The 24,140-nt window shown below is 68.4% G+C and carries 24 protein-coding genes and 1 other RNA gene; 8 read left to right on the top strand and 17 right to left on the bottom strand.

Annotation, left to right across the window (positions count from 1 at the left end):
• Window positions 1-173: 173 nt before the first annotated feature.
• Together ruvC and LPW26_RS21805 are read right to left on the bottom strand one after the other, a co-directional pair.
• Window positions 174-695 (bottom strand): crossover junction endodeoxyribonuclease RuvC, encoded by a 522-nt coding sequence (gene ruvC, locus LPW26_RS21810; RefSeq protein ID WP_238737756.1) that lies wholly within the window; start codon window positions 693-695, stop codon window positions 174-176.
• Window positions 696-984: 289 nt separating this feature from the next.
• On the bottom strand, window positions 985-1,731 hold the full coding sequence (locus LPW26_RS21805; RefSeq protein ID WP_238737755.1) for a YebC/PmpR family DNA-binding transcriptional regulator: 747 nt from the start codon (window positions 1,729-1,731) through the stop codon (window positions 985-987).
• A 192-nt stretch (window positions 1,732-1,923) separates the two neighbouring features.
• Between LPW26_RS21805 and LPW26_RS21800 the strand changes: the two genes are divergently transcribed.
• Window positions 1,924-3,675, top strand: coding sequence for a methyl-accepting chemotaxis protein (locus LPW26_RS21800; RefSeq protein ID WP_238737754.1), 1,752 nt, complete (start codon window positions 1,924-1,926; stop codon window positions 3,673-3,675).
• 202 nt (window positions 3,676-3,877) lie between these two features.
• Here the strand turns inward: LPW26_RS21800 and LPW26_RS21795 are convergent, their stop codons facing one another.
• The 5 genes from LPW26_RS21795 to LPW26_RS21775 form a co-directional block, all read right to left on the bottom strand.
• Window positions 3,878-4,165 (bottom strand): cysteine rich repeat-containing protein, encoded by a 288-nt coding sequence (locus LPW26_RS21795; RefSeq protein ID WP_238737753.1) that lies wholly within the window; start codon window positions 4,163-4,165, stop codon window positions 3,878-3,880.
• Window positions 4,166-4,273: 108 nt separating this feature from the next.
• Complete coding sequence (locus LPW26_RS21790; protein WP_238737752.1) at window positions 4,274-4,717, bottom strand: periplasmic heavy metal sensor; 444 nt, start codon at window positions 4,715-4,717, stop codon at window positions 4,274-4,276.
• Complete coding sequence (locus tag LPW26_RS21785; RefSeq protein WP_238737751.1) at window positions 4,714-5,133, bottom strand: hypothetical protein; 420 nt, start codon at window positions 5,131-5,133, stop codon at window positions 4,714-4,716. The genes LPW26_RS21790 and LPW26_RS21785 overlap by 4 nt, the downstream gene beginning before the upstream one ends.
• Entirely contained in the window at window positions 5,130-5,687 is a 558-nt protein-coding gene (locus tag LPW26_RS21780; protein WP_238737750.1) for an RNA polymerase sigma factor, read from the bottom strand. Before LPW26_RS21780 ends, LPW26_RS21785 begins: the two co-directional genes overlap by 4 nt.
• Before the next feature lie 42 nt (window positions 5,688-5,729).
• On the bottom strand, window positions 5,730-6,047 hold the full coding sequence (locus LPW26_RS21775) for a hypothetical protein (protein WP_238737748.1): 318 nt from the start codon (window positions 6,045-6,047) through the stop codon (window positions 5,730-5,732).
• 530 nt (window positions 6,048-6,577) lie between these two features.
• On the opposite strand from LPW26_RS21775, the gene LPW26_RS21770 reads away from it, so the two are divergent.
• From LPW26_RS21770 to ppk2, 5 genes are all read left to right on the top strand, one after another.
• Window positions 6,578-8,269 (top strand): methyl-accepting chemotaxis protein, encoded by a 1,692-nt coding sequence (locus LPW26_RS21770; RefSeq protein WP_238737746.1) that lies wholly within the window; start codon window positions 6,578-6,580, stop codon window positions 8,267-8,269.
• Between the two features lie 150 nt (window positions 8,270-8,419).
• Complete coding sequence (locus LPW26_RS21765) at window positions 8,420-10,015, top strand: hypothetical protein (RefSeq protein ID WP_238737744.1); 1,596 nt, start codon at window positions 8,420-8,422, stop codon at window positions 10,013-10,015.
• On the top strand, window positions 10,005-11,234 hold the full coding sequence (locus LPW26_RS21760) for an ATP-grasp domain-containing protein (protein WP_238737742.1): 1,230 nt from the start codon (window positions 10,005-10,007) through the stop codon (window positions 11,232-11,234). The genes LPW26_RS21765 and LPW26_RS21760 overlap by 11 nt, the downstream gene beginning before the upstream one ends.
• A gap of 42 nt (window positions 11,235-11,276) precedes the next feature.
• Window positions 11,277-12,749: a pyridoxal phosphate-dependent decarboxylase family protein gene (locus tag LPW26_RS21755; protein ID WP_238737740.1), complete on the top strand. Its 1,473-nt coding sequence runs from the start codon at window positions 11,277-11,279 to the stop codon at window positions 12,747-12,749.
• A 311-nt stretch (window positions 12,750-13,060) separates the two neighbouring features.
• Window positions 13,061-13,954, top strand: coding sequence for a polyphosphate kinase 2 (gene ppk2 / locus LPW26_RS21750; RefSeq protein WP_238737757.1), 894 nt, complete (start codon window positions 13,061-13,063; stop codon window positions 13,952-13,954).
• A 204-nt stretch (window positions 13,955-14,158) separates the two neighbouring features.
• Here ppk2 and LPW26_RS21745 read toward each other — a convergent pair whose 3' ends face one another.
• From LPW26_RS21745 to ssrS, 3 genes are all read right to left on the bottom strand, one after another.
• Window positions 14,159-15,007: a TIGR00282 family metallophosphoesterase gene (locus LPW26_RS21745; RefSeq protein ID WP_238737739.1), complete on the bottom strand. Its 849-nt coding sequence runs from the start codon at window positions 15,005-15,007 to the stop codon at window positions 14,159-14,161.
• A gap of 2 nt (window positions 15,008-15,009) precedes the next feature.
• Window positions 15,010-15,597: a 5-formyltetrahydrofolate cyclo-ligase gene (locus LPW26_RS21740; protein ID WP_238737737.1), complete on the bottom strand. Its 588-nt coding sequence runs from the start codon at window positions 15,595-15,597 to the stop codon at window positions 15,010-15,012.
• Window positions 15,598-15,664: 67 nt separating this feature from the next.
• Window positions 15,665-15,825: non-coding RNA, 6S RNA (gene ssrS / locus LPW26_RS21735), on the bottom strand.
• 165 nt (window positions 15,826-15,990) lie between these two features.
• Here ssrS and LPW26_RS21730 point away from each other — a divergent pair.
• Complete coding sequence (locus LPW26_RS21730) at window positions 15,991-16,449, top strand: hypothetical protein (protein WP_238737736.1); 459 nt, start codon at window positions 15,991-15,993, stop codon at window positions 16,447-16,449.
• Window positions 16,450-16,470: 21 nt separating this feature from the next.
• Here LPW26_RS21730 and LPW26_RS21725 read toward each other — a convergent pair whose 3' ends face one another.
• The gene (locus LPW26_RS21725; protein ID WP_238737735.1) at window positions 16,471-16,671 is read right to left on the bottom strand and encodes a cadmium ABC transporter ATPase; all 201 of its coding nucleotides are present in this window, start codon (window positions 16,669-16,671) and stop codon (window positions 16,471-16,473) included.
• Between the two features lie 96 nt (window positions 16,672-16,767).
• Between LPW26_RS21725 and LPW26_RS21720 the strand changes: the two genes are divergently transcribed.
• The gene (locus LPW26_RS21720; protein WP_238737734.1) at window positions 16,768-17,313 is read left to right on the top strand and encodes a recombinase RecQ; all 546 of its coding nucleotides are present in this window, start codon (window positions 16,768-16,770) and stop codon (window positions 17,311-17,313) included.
• A 318-nt stretch (window positions 17,314-17,631) separates the two neighbouring features.
• Here the strand turns inward: LPW26_RS21720 and LPW26_RS21715 are convergent, their stop codons facing one another.
• From LPW26_RS21715 to LPW26_RS21690, 6 genes are all read right to left on the bottom strand, one after another.
• Window positions 17,632-18,024: a rhodanese-like domain-containing protein gene (locus LPW26_RS21715; protein WP_238737733.1), complete on the bottom strand. Its 393-nt coding sequence runs from the start codon at window positions 18,022-18,024 to the stop codon at window positions 17,632-17,634.
• Window positions 18,025-18,047: 23 nt separating this feature from the next.
• Entirely contained in the window at window positions 18,048-18,524 is a 477-nt protein-coding gene (locus LPW26_RS21710) for a methyltransferase family protein (protein WP_238737732.1), read from the bottom strand.
• Between the two features lie 106 nt (window positions 18,525-18,630).
• The gene (locus LPW26_RS21705; protein ID WP_238737731.1) at window positions 18,631-18,936 is read right to left on the bottom strand and encodes a DUF3240 family protein; all 306 of its coding nucleotides are present in this window, start codon (window positions 18,934-18,936) and stop codon (window positions 18,631-18,633) included.
• Window positions 18,933-22,013, bottom strand: coding sequence for an efflux RND transporter permease subunit (locus LPW26_RS21700; protein WP_238737730.1), 3,081 nt, complete (start codon window positions 22,011-22,013; stop codon window positions 18,933-18,935). Before LPW26_RS21700 ends, LPW26_RS21705 begins: the two co-directional genes overlap by 4 nt.
• Window positions 22,014-23,126, bottom strand: coding sequence for an efflux RND transporter periplasmic adaptor subunit (locus tag LPW26_RS21695; protein ID WP_238737729.1), 1,113 nt, complete (start codon window positions 23,124-23,126; stop codon window positions 22,014-22,016).
• Between the two features lie 334 nt (window positions 23,127-23,460).
• Window positions 23,461-24,108, bottom strand: coding sequence for a DsbA family protein (locus LPW26_RS21690; RefSeq protein WP_238737728.1), 648 nt, complete (start codon window positions 24,106-24,108; stop codon window positions 23,461-23,463).
• Window positions 24,109-24,140: the final 32 nt, after the last annotated feature.

Genomic DNA, 24,140 nt, shown 5'->3' with positions numbered 1-24,140 from the left:
CGGCCCCCCCCCCCCCCCCCCGGGGGGGGGGGGGGGGGGGGGGGGGGGCGCCACGAGCACTGTGCCCGCGTCGCCCTCACCCCAGCCCTCTCCCGCAAGCGGGAGAGGGAGCGCGCTGTGGGCGGGGAGAGGCAGCGCCCTAACTTCACAATGCGCCATTGCCATCCGCATGCTCATGCCCCCACCGCCTTCAGCCTTTGCGCGCTGACGCGGTGGTGGGCGTGGGTGATGGCGATCGCCAAGGCGTCGGCGGCGTCGGCGCTGGTCGGATCGGCCTTGGGCAGCAGGATCTTCAGCATCATCTTGATCTGGGTCTTGTCGGCATGGCCGGCGCCGACCACCGTTTTCTTGACTAGATTGGGCGCGTATTCGGCGACCAGCAGGCCGTGCATCGCCGGCACCAGCATCGCCACGCCGCGTGCCTGGCCGAGCTTCAGCGTCGCGGCGCCGTCCTTGTTGACGAAGGTCTGCTCGACCGCGGCCTCGGCCGGCGCGTAGGCGGCAAGCACCTTGGCAAGCCCATCATGGATCGCCAGCAGCCGCTCGGCGAGCGGCATCGTGTCCCGCGGCTCCACCGAGCCGCACGCCACATAGACCAGCCGATTGCCCTCGCTCTCGACCACCCCCCAGCCGGTGCGGCGGAGGCCGGGGTCGATCCCGAGAATGCGAACACTGCGAATCGGCGGCTGGCTCATGGCGCAGTGATAACGCCAGATAGACGTGAACGAAACAGAAACGGGAGACGGAGGAACGCCTTCCCCAGTGTAAGGCACCGCGTTTGCCCCGCTCTCAGCTGTCATCCCCGCGAATGCGGGGACCCAGTATTCCAGAGCGTCAGCGTTTGCCCGCCGCCGGCGGCCGCTTCATCAGCATCTCTCTGGGATACTGGGTCGCCCGATCAAGTCGGGCGATGACGTGGGTCAGTGGGGCGGCGCCCCGCGCTGAAGTGAGCGCAGTTCGGCTGCAAGCTTTCGGCGCGAGCAATCAGCCCGCCATCTTCGCCATCAGCGCGTCCGACACCTCAAAATTCGCGTAGACGTTCTGGACGTCGTCGTGGTCGTTGAGGTGGTCCATCAGCTTGAACAGCTTCTCGCCGGTCTCGTCGTCGACCGCGACGGTGTTTTGCGGTTTCCAGATCAGCGCCGCCTTGCGCGGCTCGCCGAACTTGGCTTCGAGCGCCTTGGCGACGTCGCGGAAGGTGTCCTGCGAGGCGTAGACCTCGTGGCCGGCCTCGCTCGACACCACGTCGTCGGCGCCGGCCTCGATGGCGGCTTCCAGCATGTCGTCGGCCGAGGCCTTGTCGGCGTCGTATTCGATCACGCCGGTGCGGTCGAACATGAAGGCGACCGAGCCGGTTTCGCCGAGATTGCCGCCCGACTTGGTGAAGAACGAGCGGATGTCGGAGGCGGCGCGGTTGCGGTTGTCGGTCAGCGCCTCGACGATGACGGCGACGCCGCCCGGGCCGTAACCTTCGTAGCGGATCTCGTCGTAATTCTCGCTGTCGCCGCCGACCGCCTTCTTGATGGCGCGCTCGATATTGTCCTTCGGCATATTCTCCTGCCGCGCGGCGATCACCGCGGCACGCAGCCGCGGGTTCATTGCCGGGTCGGGCGTGCCGAGCTTGGCGGCCACCGTTATTTCGCGCGCCAGCTTGCTGAAGGCCTTGGACTTTTGTGCATCCTGCTTGCCCTTGCGGTGCATGATGTTCTTGAATTGGGAATGTCCGGCCATGCGTGCTCTCTCGCGGTCGATCAGGATTTTTTCGGGCTGCGGCGCGGGGTTATAAGCGGCCGAGGGGCCGAAATCAAAGACCCGCCGGGCCACCCCCCTCCGAATGGCTTGTTTTCCGTATCGAAAAATTTAACCGCAACTTCACCAGGTGACGCGAGTATCGACGATATTTCTCGGATTGCGGGAGGATTCATGGCGTTCGGCCTCTTTCGGAAGCGGCAGGCGGAGGCGCCTGTGCCGGACCTCGTTGCACCGACGCCCCCGCAGGCGGCCGCGCCGATCGCCGACGACACCGATTCGGCGTCCGATATCCTCGAACTGCTGGAGCTCGAACTCGGCTCGCTGATTCGCCAGCTCGAACGCGCCGCGGATTCGGTCACCACCGGCGTGCAATCCACCACCGCCATGTTGCACACCATCCGCCAGCGCACCGACGCGCTGACCGGCCACACCAGCGCCGCGCAGGCGACCGCGGTGTCGTTCTCGCAGGCCGCCGACAAGTTCACCCACTCGGCCGAAGGCATCGGCGCGCAGGTGCGCCAGGCCTCGCGGCTCGCCGACGACGCCAGCACCGCCGCCACCGAGGCCACCTCCAATGTCGAACGGCTGCGCGACTCCTCTGCGGCGATAGGCAATGTGGTCAATCTGATCGCGCAGATCGCGCGGCAGACGACGCTGCTGGCGCTCAACTCCACCATCGAGGCCGCGCGCGCCGGTGCCGCCGGCCGCGGCTTCGCCGTGGTGGCGACCGAGGTCAAGGCGCTGGCGGTGCAGACCCAGGAGGCGACCGAGGAGATCAAGCGCAAGATCGACGCGTTGCAGCGCGACGCCTCGAGCTCGGCCGACGCGGTGCATCGCATCACCAGCGCGATCGCGGCGATCCGGCCGGTATTCGACACCGTCAACGGCGCGGTCGCGGAGCAGAACGCCACCACCGGCGATGTCGCCGGCAATGCCGCCACCGCGGGCAGCTTCATCGTGTCGGTCGGCGACAGCGCCGCCGAGATCGACAGCGCCACCCGCGAGGCCGAGCAGCACGGCGCCGAGGTCGCCCGCGCCGGCCAGACCGTGACGCTGTTCGCCGAGAAGCTGCGCGCCCGCACCGCCGTCCTGCTGAAGCAGGGCGACCGCGACGAGGCGCGCCGGCGCGAGAAGCTGCCGTGCCATCTGTCGATCGGGATCGCGGCGCCGCACGGCCGCATCAGCGCGCCGGTCTATGAGATCTCGCACGGCGGCGTCCTGATCGCCGGCCCCGCCGCCGCGGCGCTGCCGCTCAACCAAACGCTCGACGCCGAGCTGCAGGACGTCGGTCCCTGCCGGATCAGGATCACCGAGCACAGCGGCGCCGGCGCGCAGGCGATGTTCATCGCGCCGAACGCGGCGCTGCGGGAGGCGATCGAGGACCGGCTGTGGGCGATCCGCGACGAGAACTCCGAATGCGTCGCCCGCGCGCTGGAAGCCGGCGCCGAACTCCACCGGATCTTCGAGCGCGGCATCGCCACCGGCGCGATCACGCTGGAGGCGATGTTCGACGACACCTACGTGGAGATTCCCGGTACCAACCCGGTGCAGTATCGGACGCAGATTCTCGACTGGGCCGACGGCGCGCTGCCGCCATTCCAGGAAGCGTTCCTGGCCAAGGACAAGCGCATGGCGTTCTGCGCGATGATCGACCGCAACGGCTATCTGCCGGTGCACAACAAGATCTACTCGCAGCCGCAGCGCCCGGGCGACGTCGTCTTCAACACCGCGAATTCACGCAACCGCCGCATCTTCAACGACCCCGCCGGCCTCGCCGCCGGCCGCAACACAAGGCCGTTCCTGATCCAGAGCTACGCCCGCGACATGGGCGGCGGCAACATGGTGATGATGCGCGAAATCGACGTCCCGTTGAAGGTGCGGGGCCGGCATTGGGGCGGGTTCAGGACGGCGTACAAGTTGTAGGTTGGCGCCAACACGCATCGCTCCCCGCGATGAGTTCGGACGAGACCACGCCCCATCCTCTGCCGTCATGCGCGGGCTTGACCCGCGCATCCATCGCGCGCTGCTAACAGGGTCCTTTGCGAAGACGATGGATTGCCGGGTCAAGCCCGGCAATGACGATCGAATTGGGGCCGAGAGGTTGTGACTCAAGCACGCGATCTGCTTACTTCGCCGATCCCACGACCTGCTTGCAGGCGTCGGAGAGGTTGGCGAAGTTGTCGGCGAGGCACTTCTTGATGCGGCCACCGCCGGGCGTCACGCTGCTGCAGAATTTCTGATAGTCGGGCTTGCAGGCTTCGCGGGCGGCGCTGTCCTGGGCGTTGGCGAGCGATAGTGACACCGCGAGGGCGGCGATCACCAATGCGGCGACCAAGGCGGCACGCACCAGGGCGTCGCTGGCGTAGAACAAGACGGGCCGGGCACGGCCGGAGGTCGACATCAATCGGGGCATAAAGGCTCCTTCGATCCAGGTTGAGGTGGTGGGTCGCGCTGCAGATCCGGCAGGCGGACATAGGTGATACGCTGCAGCCGCCGCGATCCCTCGCGGCGCGGCGCGGGCTCAGCGAAACATCGCGCCGGCGAGCTGCCGACGTCCTTTCGTCGAGATCTGCCCCAGCGTTTCCACGAAGGTGTCGATCACCGCGTCGCCGATCTTGATGCGCTTCTCGCGCGCGTCCCTGACCGCTGCCTCCAGCGCAGGCTTGTCGAGCTCGGCCTGGCCGGTCAGCCGCAGCGTGTTCATCAGCGCCGCCACATAGGCCTGCTGCAGCGGCTGCATCTCCGTCTGCCGGGCCTGGAAATTGCGACGCAGGATCGCGGCATCCTCCGGCGGCAGCCGCGAGGCGACGCGTTCGATCAGCCGGACCGGCGTGACGACGTCTTTCGGCACCCATTCGGGCTGCAGCCATTGCGCCCCCACATAGGCGCCGAGCGCGACATTGAGACAGAGCGACGCCAGCAGCAGCAGGCGGCCTCCGGTGAGCGAGCCGAACCGGACGATCATTGGTTTCCCCACAGGCTGATGACGGAGGCGTCGAACACGGCCGCGACCGTGGCGACCGCCTGCTCGTCCTGGTGATAGGGCAGCGCCCCGGCGAGCCAGATCCCCAGCAGCGCCGAACAGGCAAGACTGCCGGCGGGCAGCAGCGAGACCGGCTGTAGCCAGCGTCGATACCAGGGCGGCCGCGATTCGCTCGCCGCGATCGCGCCCAGCACCGCCAGCGCGGCGCGGTCGGCGCGCGCCGGGCTCACGTCGGGCGCTGAAGCCAGCAGCGCGTCGAGCGGATGCTGCTCGCGCAGGATCGCGGAGCCGGCGTCGGTCCGCGCGATCTCGCGCGCCGCCGGCCACTCCGCCTTGGGCCAGCGCTCGATGTCGCCGCCCCAAATCTCCGCCAGTTCCCTGAATCGCTCCGGCGTCATGGCAACCTCCTGGTCTGCTCGATCGTCTCGACTTCTTTCCGGAGTGCGACGCGGGCTCGCGCCAGCAGCGACTCGAACGCCTTGGCGCTGAGCCCCATCGCCCGCGCCGCTTCGTCGCCGGACAGTCCTTCCATATGAAACAGCGCGATCGCGCCGCGCTGCCGCTCCGACAGCCGCGCCAGCGCAGCGTCGAGCGCACGGCGCTGCTGATCGGCGATCACGTTGTCGACCGGCGCCGGCTCGTGCGCAGCGATCTCCACCGCTTCCTCGATCGGCGCATGCACGGGCTTTCGCGACCGGTCGAACGCGAGATTGAGCACGATCCGATACAGCCAGGTGGTGAAGCGCCCGACCTGCGGATCGAACGATGCCGCCTTGTGCCAGACCCGCAGGAACGCTTCCTGGCCGATATCGTCGGCTTCGGCGGCATTCCGGACGATGCGCTGCGCGATCCGGATGGCGCGTGGCATATGCCGCGTCATCAACACGCGAAACGCCTGCTGCCGTCGCGCCGCGACGGCAGCCATCAGCGCTTCGTCGCTGTCGTCCTCCACCGCCCCGCCCTCTATCCGGTCGCCGCTGCGTCGCACTGCCGACTAGCACAGCCGCCAAGCACCCGCGATCCAGCAGCGCGGCGCCGGCACCACCGGCGCGGCAACGACGAGGCGGGGCGCTCCATAAACCGGAGCCATCGGCGCGACCACATACGGATACGGCCGGTAGTAACGGCGGACGGGGCCGCAGCCCGGATAAACGCCGGGACCGCGCCAGCCGCCGCGCACGCAGGCGACCGGCTCGATCACACGGGCCGCCGCGGCTTGCGGTGCCGCGGTGGACACGATCAGCGGAGCGGCCTCGGCCGCGACCGGGGTGGCAGCGGCAAACGCCGCAGCGATCAGGAACTTGCGCATCATCAGGTCCTCTCCTCACACTCAGCGGACGGCCGGCACCGCGCCGACTGATGTGACGATTACGGACGCCCCCCGGCTTTCCTTCGCGCCAAAATGATATTTTGTGAGCGACGCCTGCCGCTGGCCGTGACTCGACTAAAGTTTTTCCGGCGAGCACTCCGAACGGTAAATTAATGCCGAAACTGATGCGATTTTCGGACTGGTAGTTCTGCGAGCGGCAATCCGCCAGCCAGCTGTTTACCATTAGCTATCAATCTTCATGGATAGTTCAGGTCCTGACACCGTCGCTCGATTGATGCAGTCGGCAGCAACGCTGCCGCGGCTCGCTCGCAAGCGACGCAAGACCCCATCGGCATGCGTGGCCCCGCTCGACGCCTTCCGAGGCGACGCCCGCGGACGTGCGCTCGCCGACGGCGCGAGCACACGCGGATGGCGCTTCGCCAGCCGCGTGACCGCCACAAGGGGCCCGCATGCATGGATCGCCGGGCTCGGCCTGATCCCCACTCCATCGCCAATTCAAACGGGAATGCAGAATGCTGTCCAAACTACGCATGACGATCGGCCGCAGGATCTATCTGTTGATCGGACTGGGCTTCGCCGGTCTCCTGATGACGAGCCTGCTCGCCTCGGAAGAAATCGCCTCGGGCTTGAAGCAGCAGAAGCAGATCGAGCTTGCCCATCTGGCCGATCTGGCGATCGCGATCGTCAAGGACGAGCATGACGCCGCGCAGCGCGGCGAGATCAGCACCGACGAGGCGCAGAAGCGCGCCCAGGCGCGGATCGCCAAGCTGCGCTACGGCGGCAACGAGTACTTCTTCATCACCGACATGCAGAGCCGGATGCTGATGCACCCGATCGCCAAGCAGCTGATCGGCCAGGATCAGACCAACACCAAGGACCCGAACGGCAAGCTGCTGTTCCGCGAGATGGTCGACACGGTACGCCGCGACGGCAGCGGCTATGTCGATTACGTCTGGCCTAAGCCGGGCTCCGAGCAGCAGTTCCCCAAGCTCAGCCGCGTCGCCGGCTTCGCGCCGTGGGGCTGGATCGTCGGCACCGGCGTCTATATCGACGATCTGCAGGCCCAGACCTGGAGCGCGACGCAGCGGCTGCTGATCGCCGCCGCGATCGTGCTGCTGATCATCACGCTGGTGTCGGTGCTGGTGGCGCGCGGCATCACCCGGCCGATCGATGCGATCACGCAGGCGATGAAACAGCTCGCCGCCGGCCGGCTGGAGGCCGAAGTGCCGGGCGTCGGCCGCGCCGACGAAATCGGCGACATGGCCGGCGCCGTCGAGGTGTTCAAGGTCAACGCCATCGAGCGGCAGCGGCTGCAGGCCGGCCAAGCGGAAGCCGAAGCCCGCGCCGCCGCGCAGCGCAAGGCCGACACGATGCGCCTCGCCGGCGACTTCGAACGCGCCATCGGCGAGATCGTCGACACGGTGTCCTCGGCGTCGCACGAACTCGAAGCCTCGGCCACGATGCTGGCCTCGACGGCCGAGCGTTCGCAGCACCTCGCCACGATGGTGACCTCGGCGTCCGAGGAAGCCTCCACCAACGTGCAGTCGGTGGCGTCGGCCACCGAGGAGATGAGTTCGTCGGTCAACGAGATCAGCCGCCAGGTCCAGGAATCGGCGCGGATCGCCCACGAGGCGGTCGAGCAGGCCCGCGCCACCAACGGCCGCGTCGAGGAGCTCGCCAAGGCGGCGGCGCGGATCGGCGACGTCGTCGAACTGATCAACACCATCGCTGGCCAGACCAACCTGCTGGCCCTCAATGCCACGATCGAAGCGGCCCGCGCCGGCGAGGCCGGCCGCGGCTTCGCCGTGGTGGCCGCCGAGGTCAAGGCACTGGCCGAGCAGACCGCCAAGGCCACCGGCGAGATCAGCCAGCAGATCAACGGCATCCAAGCCGCGACCGATCAGTCGGTGGCGGCGATCCGGGAGATCGGCGGCACCATCGGGCGGATGTCGGAGATCTCCTCCACGATTGCGTCGGCGGTCGAGGAACAGGGCGCGGCCACGCAGGAGATTTCCCGCAACGTCTCGCAGGCGGCGCAGGGCACCCAGCAGGTCTCGGCCAACATCACTGAAGTTCAGCGCGGCGCCACCGAGACCGGTTCGGCGTCGAGCCAGGTGCTGTCGGCGGCGCAATCGCTGTCGCAGAACAGCGCGCGGCTCAAGGTCGAAGTGACGAAATTCCTCGACAACGTCCGCGCCGCGTAGTCCCGGCCAACCCGGCCGCCGGTTTCGGCGGCCGGGTTGGTAAACCGATATTAACCAAGCCGGTTTAGGCTTGACGAGGGTCACGGCGCCCGGCATTCGGCTGGCGCCTTTCGACGACCGCCCGGCCACGGCCGGGTGAGAGGCTGAGCGATGTCGAACTCCGCGAGCGCGCCGCACATCGTCGCCGACCGCCGGGCACCGCCCGAGCCAGGACTCCGCGCCCCCTCGCCGTTGCGCGAGCTGTTCGCCCCGCTCGACCAATTGCTGATCAGCGGCGGCGATGCGCGGCTGACGCGCGACCCGGCCACCGGCCGCAACGCCTATGGCTGTAGCGCGGCGCCGACACCGGCGATCCCGAGCTTTGCGTCCTGCACCGCCACCACCATCTCGCAGCGCGGCTACGACGCTGCCGACTCGGCGCGCACGGCGCTGATGGCTTCCGCCATCCTGCACGGTCTGATCGCCTGCTTCGATGCGCGGGTCGAGGCGATGCGTGAGGACCTCCGCGCGCTGCTCGGGCTCGGCGGCTCGGGCACCGAGGTGGTGTTCGCGGCATCCGGCACCGACGCACAACTGCAGGCGCTGGCGCTGAGTCGCGCGCTACTCGGCGACGAGCTGGTGACGGTGGTAGTCGGCGCCGACCAGAGCGGCTCCGGCACCGCCTTGACGGCGCGGGGCCTGCATTTCACCGCGCGCAGCACCAACGATTGCAGCGTGACCACGGGCGCGCCGATCGAAGGGCTCGGCCCGGTGCGCAGCATCGCGGTGCGGCTGCGCGGCGACGGCCGGCTGCGCAGCTCCGCCGAAATCGACGCCGAGGTGCTGGAGACGGTGGAGACGCTGGTCGCGCGTGGCGCGCGGGTGATGCTGCAGGTGATGGACTGCTCCAAGCTCGGCCTGCAGGCGCCGAGCGACGCCTATGCGGACGAGATTGCGGCGCGCTGGCCGGGGCGCGTGCAGATCGTGGTCGATGCCTGCCAGATGCGGCTCGGCCGCCGCCGCATCGCGCGCTGCCTCGCGCGGGGCGATCTGGTGCAGATCACCGGCTCGAAATACTACGCCGGGCCGGCGTTCAGCGGCGCGGTGCTGGTGCCGCAGCGGCTCACGGCCACGCTCGACCACGCCGGCGCGCTGGCGACCGGGCTCGCCGCCTATACGACGCTGAGCGATTGGCCGATGCGCTGGCGCGGCCTGCGCGGGGCGTTCGCCACGTCACCGAATTTCGGCCAATGGCTGCGCTGGGAGGCGGCGCTCGAAGAGATCCAGGCGTATCACGCGGTGCCGGAGACATTCCGCCGCGCCGCGCTGCGCGGGCTCGGCGACGGCATCGCCCGGCTGATCCAGGCTTCGCCGGCGCTGCGGCTGCAGCCGCCGCAGCCGCGGCCGGCCGAGGCCGACGAATTCGCCGCGCCGACGATCTTCGCCTTCACCTGCGAGCCGGACGGCGCGCCGCTGTCGCTGCCGCGCTGCCGCGCGCTTTATGCCGCCCTTCAGAACGACGCCGACACGCCCTGCCTGATCGGCCAGCCGGTCGGCTGGGGCGGACGCAACGAGGACGAGGCCGCAGCGCTGCGGATCTGCATCAGCGCCCGCCATGTGGTGGACGCCTGGGCGGCGAATCCCGGCGACGCAGACCAGGCCATTGCTCCCATTCTCGCCGACGCCGCGACCGTGATCGCCCGCCTCGCCGCGCTGCTGACGCAGCCCGACTTCACCGCACCAGCCAAGGACCTCCATGCCCTCTGACCCGCAGCCCATCGCCGACCGGATCGGCTTTGCACGCCTGACCAAGCGCGCGTTCGACGGTGAGAACCTGCTTCCGCTGTGGCAGGAGCTGATGGGCAAGGTCGAGGACGGCACCGCGACCGCCGGCGAGCAGCTCGACCTCGCGCTGCTCACGCAGCTGTTCGGCCACAAGCAGGCCGGCCTCTCGGTGCAGACCGAGACGCTGGCGCAGCATCAGCTGTTTCGATCGCCCTGCTCCAGCGCGCAGCCGCGGCTGCGGGTGCTGGCGCTCGCCGCCGATATCGACATGGGCGGCAACACGCCGATCGAATTCCTGCTGGAGACCTCCGGGATCGAGCTGCTGACGCTGTACGTCGTCGACGGTGTGCCGCTTCCCGATCCGCTCCCGCCGCACGACGTCGCGATCGTGATCGCCTCCGATTCGGAGGAATGCCGCGGCGCGCTGGCGGCGATCGAGGCGCGCGCCGACAGCTGGCCGGTGCCGCTGCTCAACGCGCCGAAGCTGATCCGCCATCTCGACCGCGACAAGCTGTATCGGCTGATCGGCGACGTCGACGGGCTCGACATCCCGGCCACCATCCCGGTGTCGCGCGGCGCGCTCGTTGCGGTGGCCGAAGGCAGCGCAACCCTGCAGGACGCCGCCGGCGGCGTCGCCTTCCCGGTGATCGTGCGGCCGCGCGGCTCGCATGCCGGCTTCGGGCTGGCGCGGATCGAGAGCTGCGCGGCGCTCACGGCGTATCTCGCCGAGCGCACCGAGACCGAGTATTTCGTCGCGCGGTACGTCGACTATGCCAGCGACGACGGGCTGTTTCGCAAGTACCGGATCGTCGTGGCCGACGGCAAGCCCTACGCCTGCCATATGGCGATCGCCGACCGCTGGGACATCTGGTACCTCAACGCCGGCATGGCGCAGAGCGCCAGCAAGCGGCTGGAGGAAGCGGCGTTCTTCCACACCTTCGATTTCGGCTTCGCGCGCCGGCATCGCACCGCGCTGCAGGGCCTCGCCGAGCGGATCGGTCTCGATTACTTCACCATCGACTGCGCCCAGACGCCGAACGGCGACCTGCTGGTGTTCGAGATCGACAACACCGCGGTGGTGCACAATATGGACAGCCCCGAGGTCTATCCCTACAAGCCGCCGCAGATGACGAAGATCTTCGAGGCCTTCGCCACGATGCTGGAGCGCCACGTTGCGGCGCGCCGGCAAGACGTGGCGTAAGGCGCGAGGCAAGTTTCCAACGCGTCTGCAGCGAGTCCTGATGTGAGTGCCGAACAAGGCGGGCCGGCCGACGCCGTCCCGAATCCCCCGACCAGCCTCGATCCCGACGACTGGACCGCGCTGCGCGCCGACGCGCATCGCATGCTCGACGACATGATCGATCACATCGCGCAGGTGCGCGAGCGGCCGGTGTGGCAGCCGCTGCCGGACGATGTGCGGGCGCGCTTCAGCGCGGCGCTGCCGCGCGGCGAAACCCCGCTCGGCGAGGTGTATGCCGACTTCACCGACGCCATCGCGCCGTATGCGACCGGCAATGTGCATCCCGGCTTCATGGGCTGGGTGCATGGCGGCGGCACCGCCGTGGGAATGCTCGCCGAGATGCTGGCGGCCGGGCTGAACGCCAATTGCGGCGGCCGCAATCACGTCGGCATCGAGGTCGAGCGCCAGATCGTGCGCTGGGTGCGCGAGCTGTTCGGCTTTCCCGACACCGCGAGCGGCGTGTTCGTCACCGGCTCGTCGATGGCGAATTTCATGGCGCTGCTGGTGGCGCGGGCGGCGGCGCTCGGGCCGCAGGTGCGCGAGGGCGGGCTCGCCGGCGAGCCGCTCACCGCCTACGCGTCGGCGGCGGCGCATGGCTGCGTGGTGCAGGCGGCCGATCTCGCCGGGCTCGGCCGCGGCGCGATGCGGCGGATCCCGTTCGACGCCGCGCACCGCATCGACATCGCGGCGCTGCGCCGGCGCATCGCCGAAGACCGCGCCGCAGGATTCCGGCCGTTTCTGGTGACCGGCTCGGCCGGCACCGTCGACACCGGCGCGATCGATGATCTCGCCGCTTTGGCACAGCTCTGCCGCGACGAAGCCCTGTGGTTTCACATCGACGGCGCCTACGGCTCGCTCGGCATGCTGTCGCCGGAGATCGCGCCGAAGCTCGCCGGGCTGAGCGAAGCCGACTCGATCGCGCTCGATTTCCACAAATGGGGCCAGGTGAACTACGACGCCGGCTTCCTGATCGTGCGCGACGGCGAGCAGCACCGCGCGACCTTCGCGGCACCGGCCGCTTACTTGCGCCGCGAGACCCGCGGCCTCGCCGGCGGCTCGCCCTGGCCGTGCGATTTCGGCCCGGATTTGTCACGCGGCTTCCGCGCGTTGAAGACCTGGTTCACGCTGAAGACCTACGGCACCGAGCGGCTCGGCGCCATGATCGCCCAGACCTGCGCGATCGCGCGGCATCTCGAGGCCCGCGTGCGCCGCGAGCCGCAGCTCGAGTTGCTGGCGCCGGTCACGCTCAACATCGTCTGCTTCCGCTATCGTGCACAGAGCGGGATGGATGCCGACGCGCTGAACGCCGAGATGGTAGCCGACCTGCACGAGTCGGGAATGGCCGCCCCCTCCGCCACCACGATCGACGGCCACCTCGCCATCCGCGCCGCCATCGTCAATCACCGGACCACGTATGAGGATGTCGACCGGATGGTCGATGCCGTCCTCAAATTCGGCGCCGCGCGAACGGGCTGATCACCCGCGCCGCGCGCGCGGCGGGTGAGGGCTCTCCTCTCAGCGAAACGCGGACTCATTGCCTGGGGCGCCCTCACCCCAGCCCTCTCCCGCAAGCGGGAGAGGGGGCGCGCTGCGGTTCGTGGTGAGCGCGATAACGACGTACGCGTGCCAAATCACCGCAGCTCTGTACGCCCGTCATACGGGCGACAAATACAAACGGCATGTGCCGGGTCTGCCCCTGCCCGGAGATCCCCATGGCCCGCAAGCCCCCTGCCAAGCCGACCAAGACAGCCAAGCTCACCGCCAAGAAACTGACCGCGACGCCGACCATGCGGCAGCGGATCGAGGCGGAGATGCTCGACGGCTTCGATGAGGAACTGGAACTCGAAATCGACGACGACCGGCTCGATGCGCTGACCAACGAATTCGCCGACCATTCGCCCGCCGACACCATCGACCGCCGGATCTACTTCAAGGAACTGTTCCGGCTGCAGGGCGAACTGGTGAAGCTGCAGAGCTGGGTGCAGCATCAGGGCCTCAAGGTCGTGGTGATCTTCGAGGGCCGCGATTCTGCCGGCAAGGGCGGCGTGATCAAGCGCATCACCCAGCGGCTCAATCCGCGGATCTGCCGGGTCGCGGCGCTGCCGGCGCCGAGCGTGCGCGAGCGCAGCCAATGGTACTTCCAGCGCTACGTCTCGCATCTGCCGGCGGCGGGGGAAATGGTGCTGTTCGATCGCTCCTGGTACAACCGCGCCGGCGTCGAGCGGGTGATGGGCTTCTGCACCGAGCCCGAGGTCGAGGAGTTCTTCCGCTCGGTGCCGGAATTCGAGCGCATGCTGGTGCGCTCCGGCATCGTGCTGATCAAATACTGGTTCTCGATCACCGACGACGAGCAGCAGCTGCGCTTCATGATGCGGATCAACGATCCCCTGAAGCAGTGGAAGCTGAGCCCGATGGACGTGCAGTCGCGCGCGCGCTGGGAGAACTACACCAAGGCCAAGGAGGAGATGCTGGAGCGCACCCACATCGCCGAGGCGCCGTGGCACGTGGTGCAGGCCGTCGACAAGAAGAAGGCGCGGCTGAACTGCATCGCGCATCTGCTGGACCAGATCCCCTACGAAGACCTGCCGGCCGAACGCGTCGTCCTGCCGCCGCGTATCCACCACCCCGACTACATCCGCACCCCGATCCCGCCGGAAATGTATGTGCCGGAACGGTACTGACGCTTTTCACGTCATTGCGAAGCAATCCAGCCTCGTGCACCGGGCTGGATTGCTTCGTCGCTGCGCTCCTCGCAATGACGTGTGACGTGGGATGTAGGGTGGGCAAAGGCGCGTAGCGCCGTGCCCACGCGGAAAGCGGCGACGTCATAGGGACGAGACGTCGTCGCGTGCGACGCGTGGGCTTCGCTTACGCTCAGCCCACCCCTACGGCGCCTCGGCTTGCGGCTGCTCACTCGTCCAGAACTCAGGCCGCGCCTGATGCAAGCGGCCGCCGATGCGGACGGGGGCGATGCGGATCGCGAGGCCGGTCGCGTTGTCGGTCTCGACTGCGACGCCGCTCAGCGTGGCGACGCCGTTGGCTGGTTCGAAGCGGCCCTGCGGGATGCCGGTGACGAAGCGGTGCAGCGGCTCGTCCTTCTGCATGCCGATCACGGAATCATAATCGCCGGTCATGCCGGCATCGGTCATGTAGGCGGTGCCGCCGGGCAGGATCTGGTGATCGGCGGTCGGCACATGGGTGTGGGTGCCGACGACGAGGCTGACCTTGCCGTCGCAGAAGTAACCCATGCCCTGCTTTTCGCTCGAGGCTTCGCCGTGGAAGTCCAGCACGATGGCGTCGGCCGCCTCGCGCAGCGGGCAGGCGTCGAGTTCGCGCGCCACCGCGGCGAACGGATCGTTCAGCGGCTCCATGAACACGCGGCCCATCGCGTTGATCACCAGGGCCCGCGCGCCGCTGCGGGTCTCGACCAGAGCGGCACCGCGGCCGGGGGTGTGGCGCGGGAAGTTGGCCGGCCGGATCAGCCGCGGCGCGCGCTCGATGAACACCAGCGCCTCCTTCTGATTCCAGGCGTGGTTGCCGAGCGTCACCGCATCGGCGCCGGCGTCGATGAAATCATTGTAGATCGCCTCGGTAATGCCGAAGCCGCCGGCGGCGTTCTCGCCGTTGATGATGGTGCAGTCGAGCTGCCAGTCGCGGATCAGGCCGGGGAGATGTTCGGCGATCGCCACGCGGCCCGCTTTGCCGACCACGTCGCCGATGAACAGAATGCGCAAACCTATCGACTCCGGAAATTGAGCGTCTCATGCTCGGTTAGCACATAATCCAGCGCCACGTCGTGGGCGGCGGCAGGCACGGCCGCAATTTGCTGCACCGCGAAGGCGAGGCCGACGGTGATGATGCGCCGCGCCGCACCCAGCGCCTCGAGCGTGCAATCGTAATAGCCGGCGCCATAGCCGATGCGATGGCCGAGGCCGTCGAAGGCGGCGAGCGGGATCAGCAGAATGTCGGGATTGAGTTCGGGCGCTTCGGGGCGCGGCTCGTCGATGCCGAGCGGGCTGCGCAGCAGCGCATCGCCGGGCTGCCAGGCGTGGAAACGCAGCGGCCGGCCCTGCTGCACCACCGCCGGCAGCACCAAGCGGGCGCCGCGTGCCGCCAGCGCCTGCATCAGCGGCAACGGATCGAGCTCGCCGCGGATCGGCGCGTAGCCGGACACAACCGCGCCCGGCGGCAGCTCGAACGGAAGGCCTCGAGCCGCGATCGCCATCGCGGCGGCGGTGCGCGCAGCCTCGCTCAGACCGCGGCGGCGCGCCAGAGCGGCGGCGCGGAGGTCATTCTTGCTGGGAGCGTCAGTCAGCGCGGACATTCCCGCTTATAGGCGGAGGCTGCGGCCGGGAAAAGCCGAGGACATTGCCAGCCGAAGACGGAAACAGTGCGAAGCCACGATAACCGTTGAAGCGCTCGATCCCGGAGTTCCCTACGAAAGTAGGTGGGCACCATGTGACCGGGTCCACGGACCCGGCCAGGGACAGTTCCCGGAAGGATCGATAAGGCCCCGGGGATATATGGCTCCTGACGCGAAACGCAGCCTCGCCGACCCAATGTAGCGATCATACCGCTGATCCGCCAGTGCGCTGCGCCGTTTTGCCGGCGAACCGCAGAACCCCTGACACCGAGGATGGTTTTCGGCTATTCAAGTCACTGGTCGCACGATCGCCATCAATCCGAGCGATCCCGAGAGACGACCGAACGGAGCATCATGGCCGCCAAGCCCAGCACCACGATCGCGCGCAAGGCCCGCACCCGGGCCGAGGCGGACTTTGCCACCTGGCTGATGATGGCCAAGCTGGGCAGCTTCGACACGCTGCCGGACAACGCCCAGAAGGTGCTGAACGACTATCGCGAGCGGCTCGACCGCATGAGCGAGATCGAGTCCAAGACGATCGCGGTGCGCGAGACCTATCAGGCGTATTACAGCGACATGGGCGGCACCGGCGACGCGCCGGAGCCGGAGCCGCGCACGGCGGCGGCGAGCGATGGCGCGGTCCCGGTCGACAATGTGGTGCGCTTCCAGAAGCCGCCGAAGCCCGCGCCGGCCCGCCCGGCCGATCGCGGCGCCCGGCCGCTGCCGCCCGGCGGACGCAAGCCGATTCCGGCGCTGCTGATTTTCGCCGTGCTGGTGGCGATCGTGGTGGCGTACAAATTCCTGACGCGCTGACGCCGTCGCGGCGGCTTGACGTCAGCGCGGCGGCTTGCGCCGGACGGTCATCTGGCGAACGACGTCATGGTGACGCGCCGTCCGCACCACGCGCGGCCGGCGCGAAATCAGTCCGCCGAACCGGCGGACGATCAGCACGATCGCCATCACGGCAGACACGACGAGCGCCAACAGGAACGACAGCGGCGCCAGGGCCTGGAACAAAGTGGTGATGTCGGACATCTGGTGATACCTTGTTTCATCGCCTTAAAGGCCGTCGCGCGGCATCGTTCCAACAGATCATCGCGACCAGCCCGGCAACACTGCGGAGGATCACCAGTGGACGACACTCCCCGGCACGACGCGCCACCGACCGACGACAGCGCAACAAAGCCCGACGCCAAGCCTAAGCCGCTGGTCGACGGCCTGATCGACCTGGTGATCGACGGCGCCGCCGCGATCACCAAGGCCGCCGCCAAGAAAGCCGTGCAACGCCTCGCCGGCGCACCGGCCAAAACCAGCGCCGCAAAAGCCGGCCTGATCGGGACGGCGAAGAAGCCGGCTGCGAAGAAGGCTGCAGCCAAGACAGCACCGAAATCGCCAGCCAAGTCGGCCGCGAAGACCAAAACCAGCGCGGGCAAGGCGGGCGCGAGCAAGGCCGGTTCGAGCAAGCCGGCCGCGAACGCGACCACGACGAAGGCAGCCGCCAAGAAAGCCCCGTCGAAACCGGCCAAAGCTACGAAATCGAGCGCGGTTAAAGCCGCGAAGTCGAGTGCCCCCAAAGCCAAAGCGGCGAAGGCCAAGAGTGCGAAGTCCAAGGGTGCGAAGTCGAAGACTTCGAAGTCCAAGGCTTCGAAATCGAAGACCTCGAAATCCAAGCGTTAGGGCGTCGCCGACGCTGGTGCTGCGCCGCCCGACCGGCGCAGCACCAACACTCACGTCATTCCGGGGCGCGCCTCTTGGCGCGAGCCCGGAATCCATACGCCGCAGCGCTGATGACGACGCACGAAGGCTGTTACCAACGCTCCGCCACAACGAGGGACCAGGGGATATGGATTCCGGGTTCGCGCTTCGCGCGCCCCGGAATGACGAACTCTTCTTTTGAAGCAGCTACCAGCGCCGAAGCAACAACGCCCTCGTCGTTCCGGGGCGCCGCGCAGCGGCGAACCCGGAATTACGAAAGGGAGGAGCGGGAAGCCGCCCTTACATGCCGCCTTCGATCGGCTTCTCGATGGCGCCGCCGGATTCGGACCAGTCTTTGAAGGCGCCGAGGTTGTAGACGTGGGCGTAGCCGAGGTCCTGCAAGGCTTTGCCGGCCAGTGCCGAGCGGCCGCCGGAGGCGCAGTAGATCAGCACGGGCTTGTCGCGGGCGAGCCGCTTGTCGTGGATCGGCGAGTCGGGATCGGCGCGGAATTCCAGCATGCCGCGCGAGATGTGCAGCGCGCCCTCGATCTTGCCGGTGGTCTCGACCTCGGGAGCGTCGCGCACGTCGATCACCACGGCGCCCTGGGCCATCAGCTCGCGCGCCTGATCCGCGTTCACCCGCGGCACTGCGGCGTTGGCGGCTTCGATCAACTGTTTGACGCTCGTGGTCATTCAACTCTCCTTGGGAAAACGGGTCATCGGATCAGCCAGCGCGGCGTCGCGGCGGCGTAGTCGGTCCAGTCGCCGCCGAAGCGCTGCGCGAGATGGCGCTCCTCGCGGCGGATCGCCAGCCGGTCGACCGCGAGCGCCGACAGCAGCGCAAACAGGATGAACCAGGCATTGCCGAAAGCGAGCCCGATTCCGATCAGCAGCAGCGTGTTGGCCAGATAGATCGGATTGCGGCTGTGGCGGAACGGACCCCAGCTCACCAGCCGGTCGGCGGCGCGATGCGGCAGGATGTTGGTGTGGGCACTGCGCATCGTCAGGATCGCCCACAGATCGAGGCCGAGCGCGAGCACGGCCAGCGCACCGCCCAGCAGCGACACCCAGGGCGCATTCGGCGCGGGCAGCGGCAGCAGCGCGCCGAGGCCGATCGACGCCAGCGCCGCGCCGGCCAGCAGCATCGGCGGCCAGGGCAACACGTTGGGGCGGGACGGATCGGAAGCGACCATGAGGGCCTCGGCTGCGTCGACGCGGCAGGGCCGCGCAACGTCGTTAAATTCCATTATTCGAATATATCTAACGCGATTGCGGTCGTTCGCCAAGCGGCGCCGGCGATCATACCATGCCGGCGGCGCTCACCGCGATCATTCGCCAGACGATGCCGCGGCCAGGGAGTTCCTCGCCGAGCACGCCGAGCAGCCCACGCGCCTCCGGCTCCGGCAGCGCGACGACGATTTCCACCGCCAGCGTGTGGCCGCGCACCTGTTCGACCACGCTGTCGAAATCGGCGTTGTGGCCGTAGCCCTCGACTTCGCGCGCAATGAAGCCGGCATCCGCTGTCGGCGGATGCGCCAGCATTGCGGCGACCACCTCGTCTTTCAGCACGGCCGGCGCGATCAGGGTCAGCACCACAGCACTCATCGCTTGCCCTCCGAGACGATGCCGAAGCGGCGATACAGCACCGGCAGGATCACCAGCGTCAGCAGCGTCGACGACACCAGCCCGCCGATCACCACGATCGCGAGCGGCCGCTGCACGTCGGCGCCGGGACCGGTGGCGAACAGCAGCGGGACCAGGCCGAACGCGGTGATGCTGGCGGTGAGCAGGATCGGGCGCAGCCGGCGCTGCGCGCCGAGCATCACGATTTCGTCCGGGGGCAGCCCCTGACCGCGCAGCGTGTTGAAGTAACTCACCAGCACCAGCCCATTGAGCACCGCGATGCCGAGCAGCGCGATGAAGCCGACCGAGGCCGGCACCGACAGATACTCGCCGGAGATCAAGAGGCTGAACACGCCGCCGACCAGCGCGAACGGGATGTTGACGAACACCAGCAGCGACTGGCGCAGCGACACGAACGTGGTGAACAGCAGCAGGAACACCAAAGCCAAGGCGATCGGCACGACGATGCCGAGCCGCGCCGCGGCGCGCTGCTGGTTCTCGAACTGGCCGCCCCAGACGATGCTGTATCCTTCGGGTAGTTTGACATGCGCCGCGACCGCCGCCTTAGCCTCGTCGACGAAGCCGACCAGATCGCGGCCGGTGACGTTGCTCATCACCAGCGCCAGCCGCTTGCCGTTCTCGCGGTCGATCTTCACCGGGCCGTCGATCCGTTCCAGCCGCGCGACGTTGGTGAGCGGCACAGACTTGCCGTCGGCGAGCACGAGGCTGAGGCCGGCGAGCCGTGCCGGCGACTGGCGCAGCGCTTCGCTGCCCCGGATGGTGATCGGCGTGCGGCGGCCCTCCTCGACCACGATGCCGACGCCCTCGCCGTCGATCTGCGCGCGCAGCGCCTCGGTGAGCTGATCGACGTCGAGCCCGAGCCGGCCGGCCTGCAGGCGGTCGATCTTGACGCTGTAGTACTCGAAGCCCTTGTTCAGCGTGGTGCGAACGTCCTCGGCGCCCTTCAGGGTCTTCAGCGTCGCGGTGATCTGTTCGGCAAGGCTGTTGAGCGTGGCGATGTCGGTGCCGAAAATCTTCGCCACCACGTCGCCGCGAGCGCCGATGATCATCTCCTGCACCCGCATTTCGATCGGCTGGGTGAAGCTGAAGCCGATGCCGGGGAATTCGGCGAGCGCCTTGCGGACCTCGCCGAGCAGCCACTCCTTGTCGTGCGGCCGCCGCCACTCCTCTTCGGGCTTCAGGATCACATAGGTATCGGTCTGGTTCAGCCCCATCGGATCGAGCCCGATCTCGTCGGAGCCGACTCGGGCGACGATGCTGCGCACCTCCGGCACGGCCGCCATGATCGCCTTCTGAATCTTGAGGTCGAGATCGATGCTCTGTTCGAGGCTGATCGAGGGCAGCTTCTCGACACTGACGATCGGCGTGCCCTCCTCCATCGTCGGCATGAAAATCTTGCCGAGCTGGCCGTAGGCGAACACGGTGCCGATCAGCGCGATCGCCGCGATCGCCAGCACGGTCTTCTCGCGGCGCAGCGCGAAGCGCAGCACCGGCGTGTAGCCGGCGCTGATTTTGCGCACCAGCCAGGTGTCGCCGTGGCCGGAGGTCTTCAGCAACAGCGAGGCCAGCACCGGAATCACCGTCAGCGCCAGCAGCAGCGACGAGCCGAGCGCGAACACGATCGTCATCGCCACCGGGATGAACAGCTTGCCCTCCAATCCCTGCAGCGTCAGCAGCGGCAGGAACACGATGACGATGATGACGATGCCGGACGTCACCGGCACCACGACCTCGCGCAGCGCCTGATAGATCCGGTGCAGCAGCGGCACATGGGCGGCGTGGCGATCGTGCGTCAGATGCGACACGATGTTCTCGACCACGACGACGGCGGCGTCGATCAGCATGCCGATCGCCACCGCGAGGCCACCGAGGCTCATCAGATTGGCCGACATCCCGGCCCAGCGCATCAGCTCGAAGGTCGCGAGCGCCGACAACGGCAGCGTCAGCGCCACCACCAGCGCGGCGCGCCAGTCGCCGAGGAACAGGATCAGCAGCACGATCACCAGCACGACGGCTTCGATCAACGACTTCGACACGGTCTTGATGGCGCGGCCGACCAGGTCGCCGCGGTCGTAGAACACGTCGAGCACGACGCCCTTGGGCAGCGTCGGCTGCAGCTCGGCGAACTTCGCGCGCACCGCCTCGACGACATCGCGGGCGTTGGCGCCGCGCAGGCCGAGCACCAAGCCCTGCACCGCCTCGCTTTGCCCGTCGCGCGTCACTGCGCCGGCGCGGGTGATACTTCCGATGCGGACTTCGGCGACGTCGCGCACCCGCACCATGCCGCCGTCGCGCGACGCCAGCACGATGTTGCGCAGATCGTCGAGCGTGCGGACCTGGCCGTCGACGCGGACCAGCAGCACCTCTTCGCCGGCGGACAGACGCCCCGCGCCGCCGTTGCGGTTGTTGGCCTTGACGGCTTTCTGCAACGTGTCGATCGAAATGCCGCGCGCCGCCATCGCGAGGTTGTCGGGGATGATCTCGAAGCTGCGCACATAACCGCCGAGCGAATTGACGTCGGCGACACCCGGCAGCGTGCGCAGCGCCGGACGGATCGTCCAGTCGAGCAGCGTGCGACGCTCGGCCAGCGACAGATCGCCGCCCTGGATGGTGAACATGAACATCTCGCCGAGCGGCGTGGTGATCGGCGCGAGGCCGCCGGAGAGGCCGTCCGGCATGTCCTTCATGGCCGAGGCGAGCCGCTCGGCGACCTGATTGCGCGCCCAATAGATGTCGACGCCGTCGGCGAAATCGATGGTGACGTCGGCGAGGCCGTACTTCGTCGTCGAACGCAGGATGGTCTTGTTGGGGATGCCAAGCATCTCGAGCTCGAGCGGCGTCGTCACCCGCGTCTCGACCTCCTCGGGCGTCATGCCCGGCGCCTTCATGATGATCTTGACCTGCACCGGCGAGACGTCCGGAAAGGCGTCGATCGGCAGGCCGCGCACCGCGACGATGCCGGCGCCGATCATCAGCAGGGTCGCCAGCACCACCAGCAGGCGATGCGCGAGCGAGAACTCGACCAGACGCGCGAGCATTTACTCGACCCCGCCGAGCCCCTGCCAGGCGCCCTTGAGCGCCGCGACGCCGCGCACCGCGATGCGCTCGTCACCGCGGAAGCTGCCGCTCACCACCGCGAAGGCCGGCAGCTCTTCGCGCACTTTCACCGGGGTGGCGACGAAGCCCGCATTGGTCTGCACGAACACATAAGCCTCGGGCCCACGCCGGACCATCGCGCCGCTGCGCACCCGCCATTCGGCCTTGCCGCTGGTCGCCGACGTGATCTGCGCCTCGATCATCTGGCCGGGGCGCAGGTCGGTGTCGGGATCGTCGAACTGCGCGCGCACGATCACGGTCTGCGAGGTCGGCTCGACGCTCGAGCCGATCGACACCACGCGCCCGGTGCAGTCGTGGCCCTTCAGCGTGACGCGGGCGCCGACCGCGAAGTCTTCGGCGCGCAGCGCCGGCACCTGCACCTCGGCCCACAGCGGCGACAGCTGCGCCAGCCGGAACACCAGCGCCAGCGCCTCGACGGTCTGGCCCGGCGTGGTGGCGCTTTCCAGCACGACGCCGTCGATCGGCGCGGTCAAAGTCAGCCGCGGATCCAGCTTCTGGGTGGTGGTGAGCTTGTCGATCGCCGCCTCGGTCATGCCGACATGCAGCAGCGCCGCGCGGCGCTCGGCGGCAGTGGCACGGGCCTGATCGTATTCGCTCTGGGTGACGATGACCTGCTTCTTCGGCACTGCGCCGTAAGGCGCGAGCTGCTCCTCGCGATCGAGATTGGTCTTGAGCAGCCGCTCCTTGTTGGCAGCGACGAGAAACTCCGCCTGGGCGTTGGCCAGCGCCGGGCTCTGAATTTCGGCGAGCGGGTCGCCGGCCTTCACCGTCTGATCGGTGCGCACCAGCAGCCGCTCGATGCGACCGCCGAGCTGCGCATTCATCAGCCGCACGCGATCGGGCGGCACGGTGATCCTGCCGGGGAAGCTGAGGCCCGCGGGCGCCGGCTGCTGCTCAAGCGGCGACGTCTCGATCCCGACGCGCTCGGCCTGCACGGCCGAGATCGCGAGCTCGTCGCCGGCGCGCGCGGCATCAGGCCGGCCGCCAAGCGCCAGCACCGCGATTGCGACCACAAAGGGACAGAGACGACGCATTGATCCAACTGGAGAACTGCTTGCCACCGCGGCACCCGGCGGGCCCACGTTCGACCGCCAAACTAGGCGGCCGGGGCTGACAAGATGCTGACAGGACGCCGGAGCCTCTCGGGCCGCGGTCACTGTCTCCCGTTCGTCATTCCGGGGCGCGCCTCTTGGCGCGAGCCCGGAATCCATAAGCCCTGCGCCAGCGTAGTCCGCGGGCCTCAGCGTGGGTGCGCCATAAGGGGCACAGGGGATATGGATTCCGGGCCTGCGCTGCTACGCAGCGCATCCCGGAATGACGAACGTGAGCGCAGTGGACCGCCTCCCCGGACATTGCGAGCGAAGCGAACTACTTCTTCTGCTTCGCCGCCTCGCGGGCGTCCTTGATGGCCTGCTTGAACATTGCGACGTCGAGCACGCCGGGGACGCGGAAGCGGCCGACGATGAAGGCGGGGGTGCCCTGGAAGCCGAAGGCGCGGGCCTGGGCGTCGTTGCGCGCGAGGATTGCCGCGACGGCGTCCTTGTTGGTTTCGAGGTCCTTGGTGGCGCGGGCGACATCGACGCCGCCTTTAGTCAGCGCGTCGTTCATCACGCCTTCGGTCAGCTTCGACGAGGTGCCGATCAGCGCGTTGTGAGCTTCGAGGAACTTGCCCTGATACTTCGCGGCCAGCACCAGCTTGGCGGCGTCGACCGAGATGCCGCCGAAGATCGGCCAGTCCTTCAGCACCAGCCGGACCTTGCCGTCGTCCTGCACGACCTGCATCAGCTCGGGCGCTACTTTCTTGCAATACGGGCAGCGATAGTCCGAATATTCGACGATGGTGATGTCGCCGTCGGGATTGCCGGCGACCGGGATGTCGGGATCGCGCAGCACCGCCTCGGTCGACAGCACGTTGTCGTCCGGCGCCGACGCCGCGGGCGCAGCGAAGGCGCGCGTGGCCAGCACCGGCGGCAATGTCAGGGCGGTCAACAGAGCCGAGCGGCGGGTGATCATCATCGGGTTCCAATCGTCGTCCAGGATCGCCTGTT

The sequence above is a fragment of the Rhodopseudomonas infernalis genome, from assembly GCF_022271405.1.
Taxonomy (GTDB): domain Bacteria; phylum Pseudomonadota; class Alphaproteobacteria; order Rhizobiales; family Xanthobacteraceae; genus Rhodopseudomonas; species Rhodopseudomonas infernalis.
Note: the sequence above shows the minus strand (reverse complement) of the source record. Positions and strands in the feature narration are given on the sequence as shown.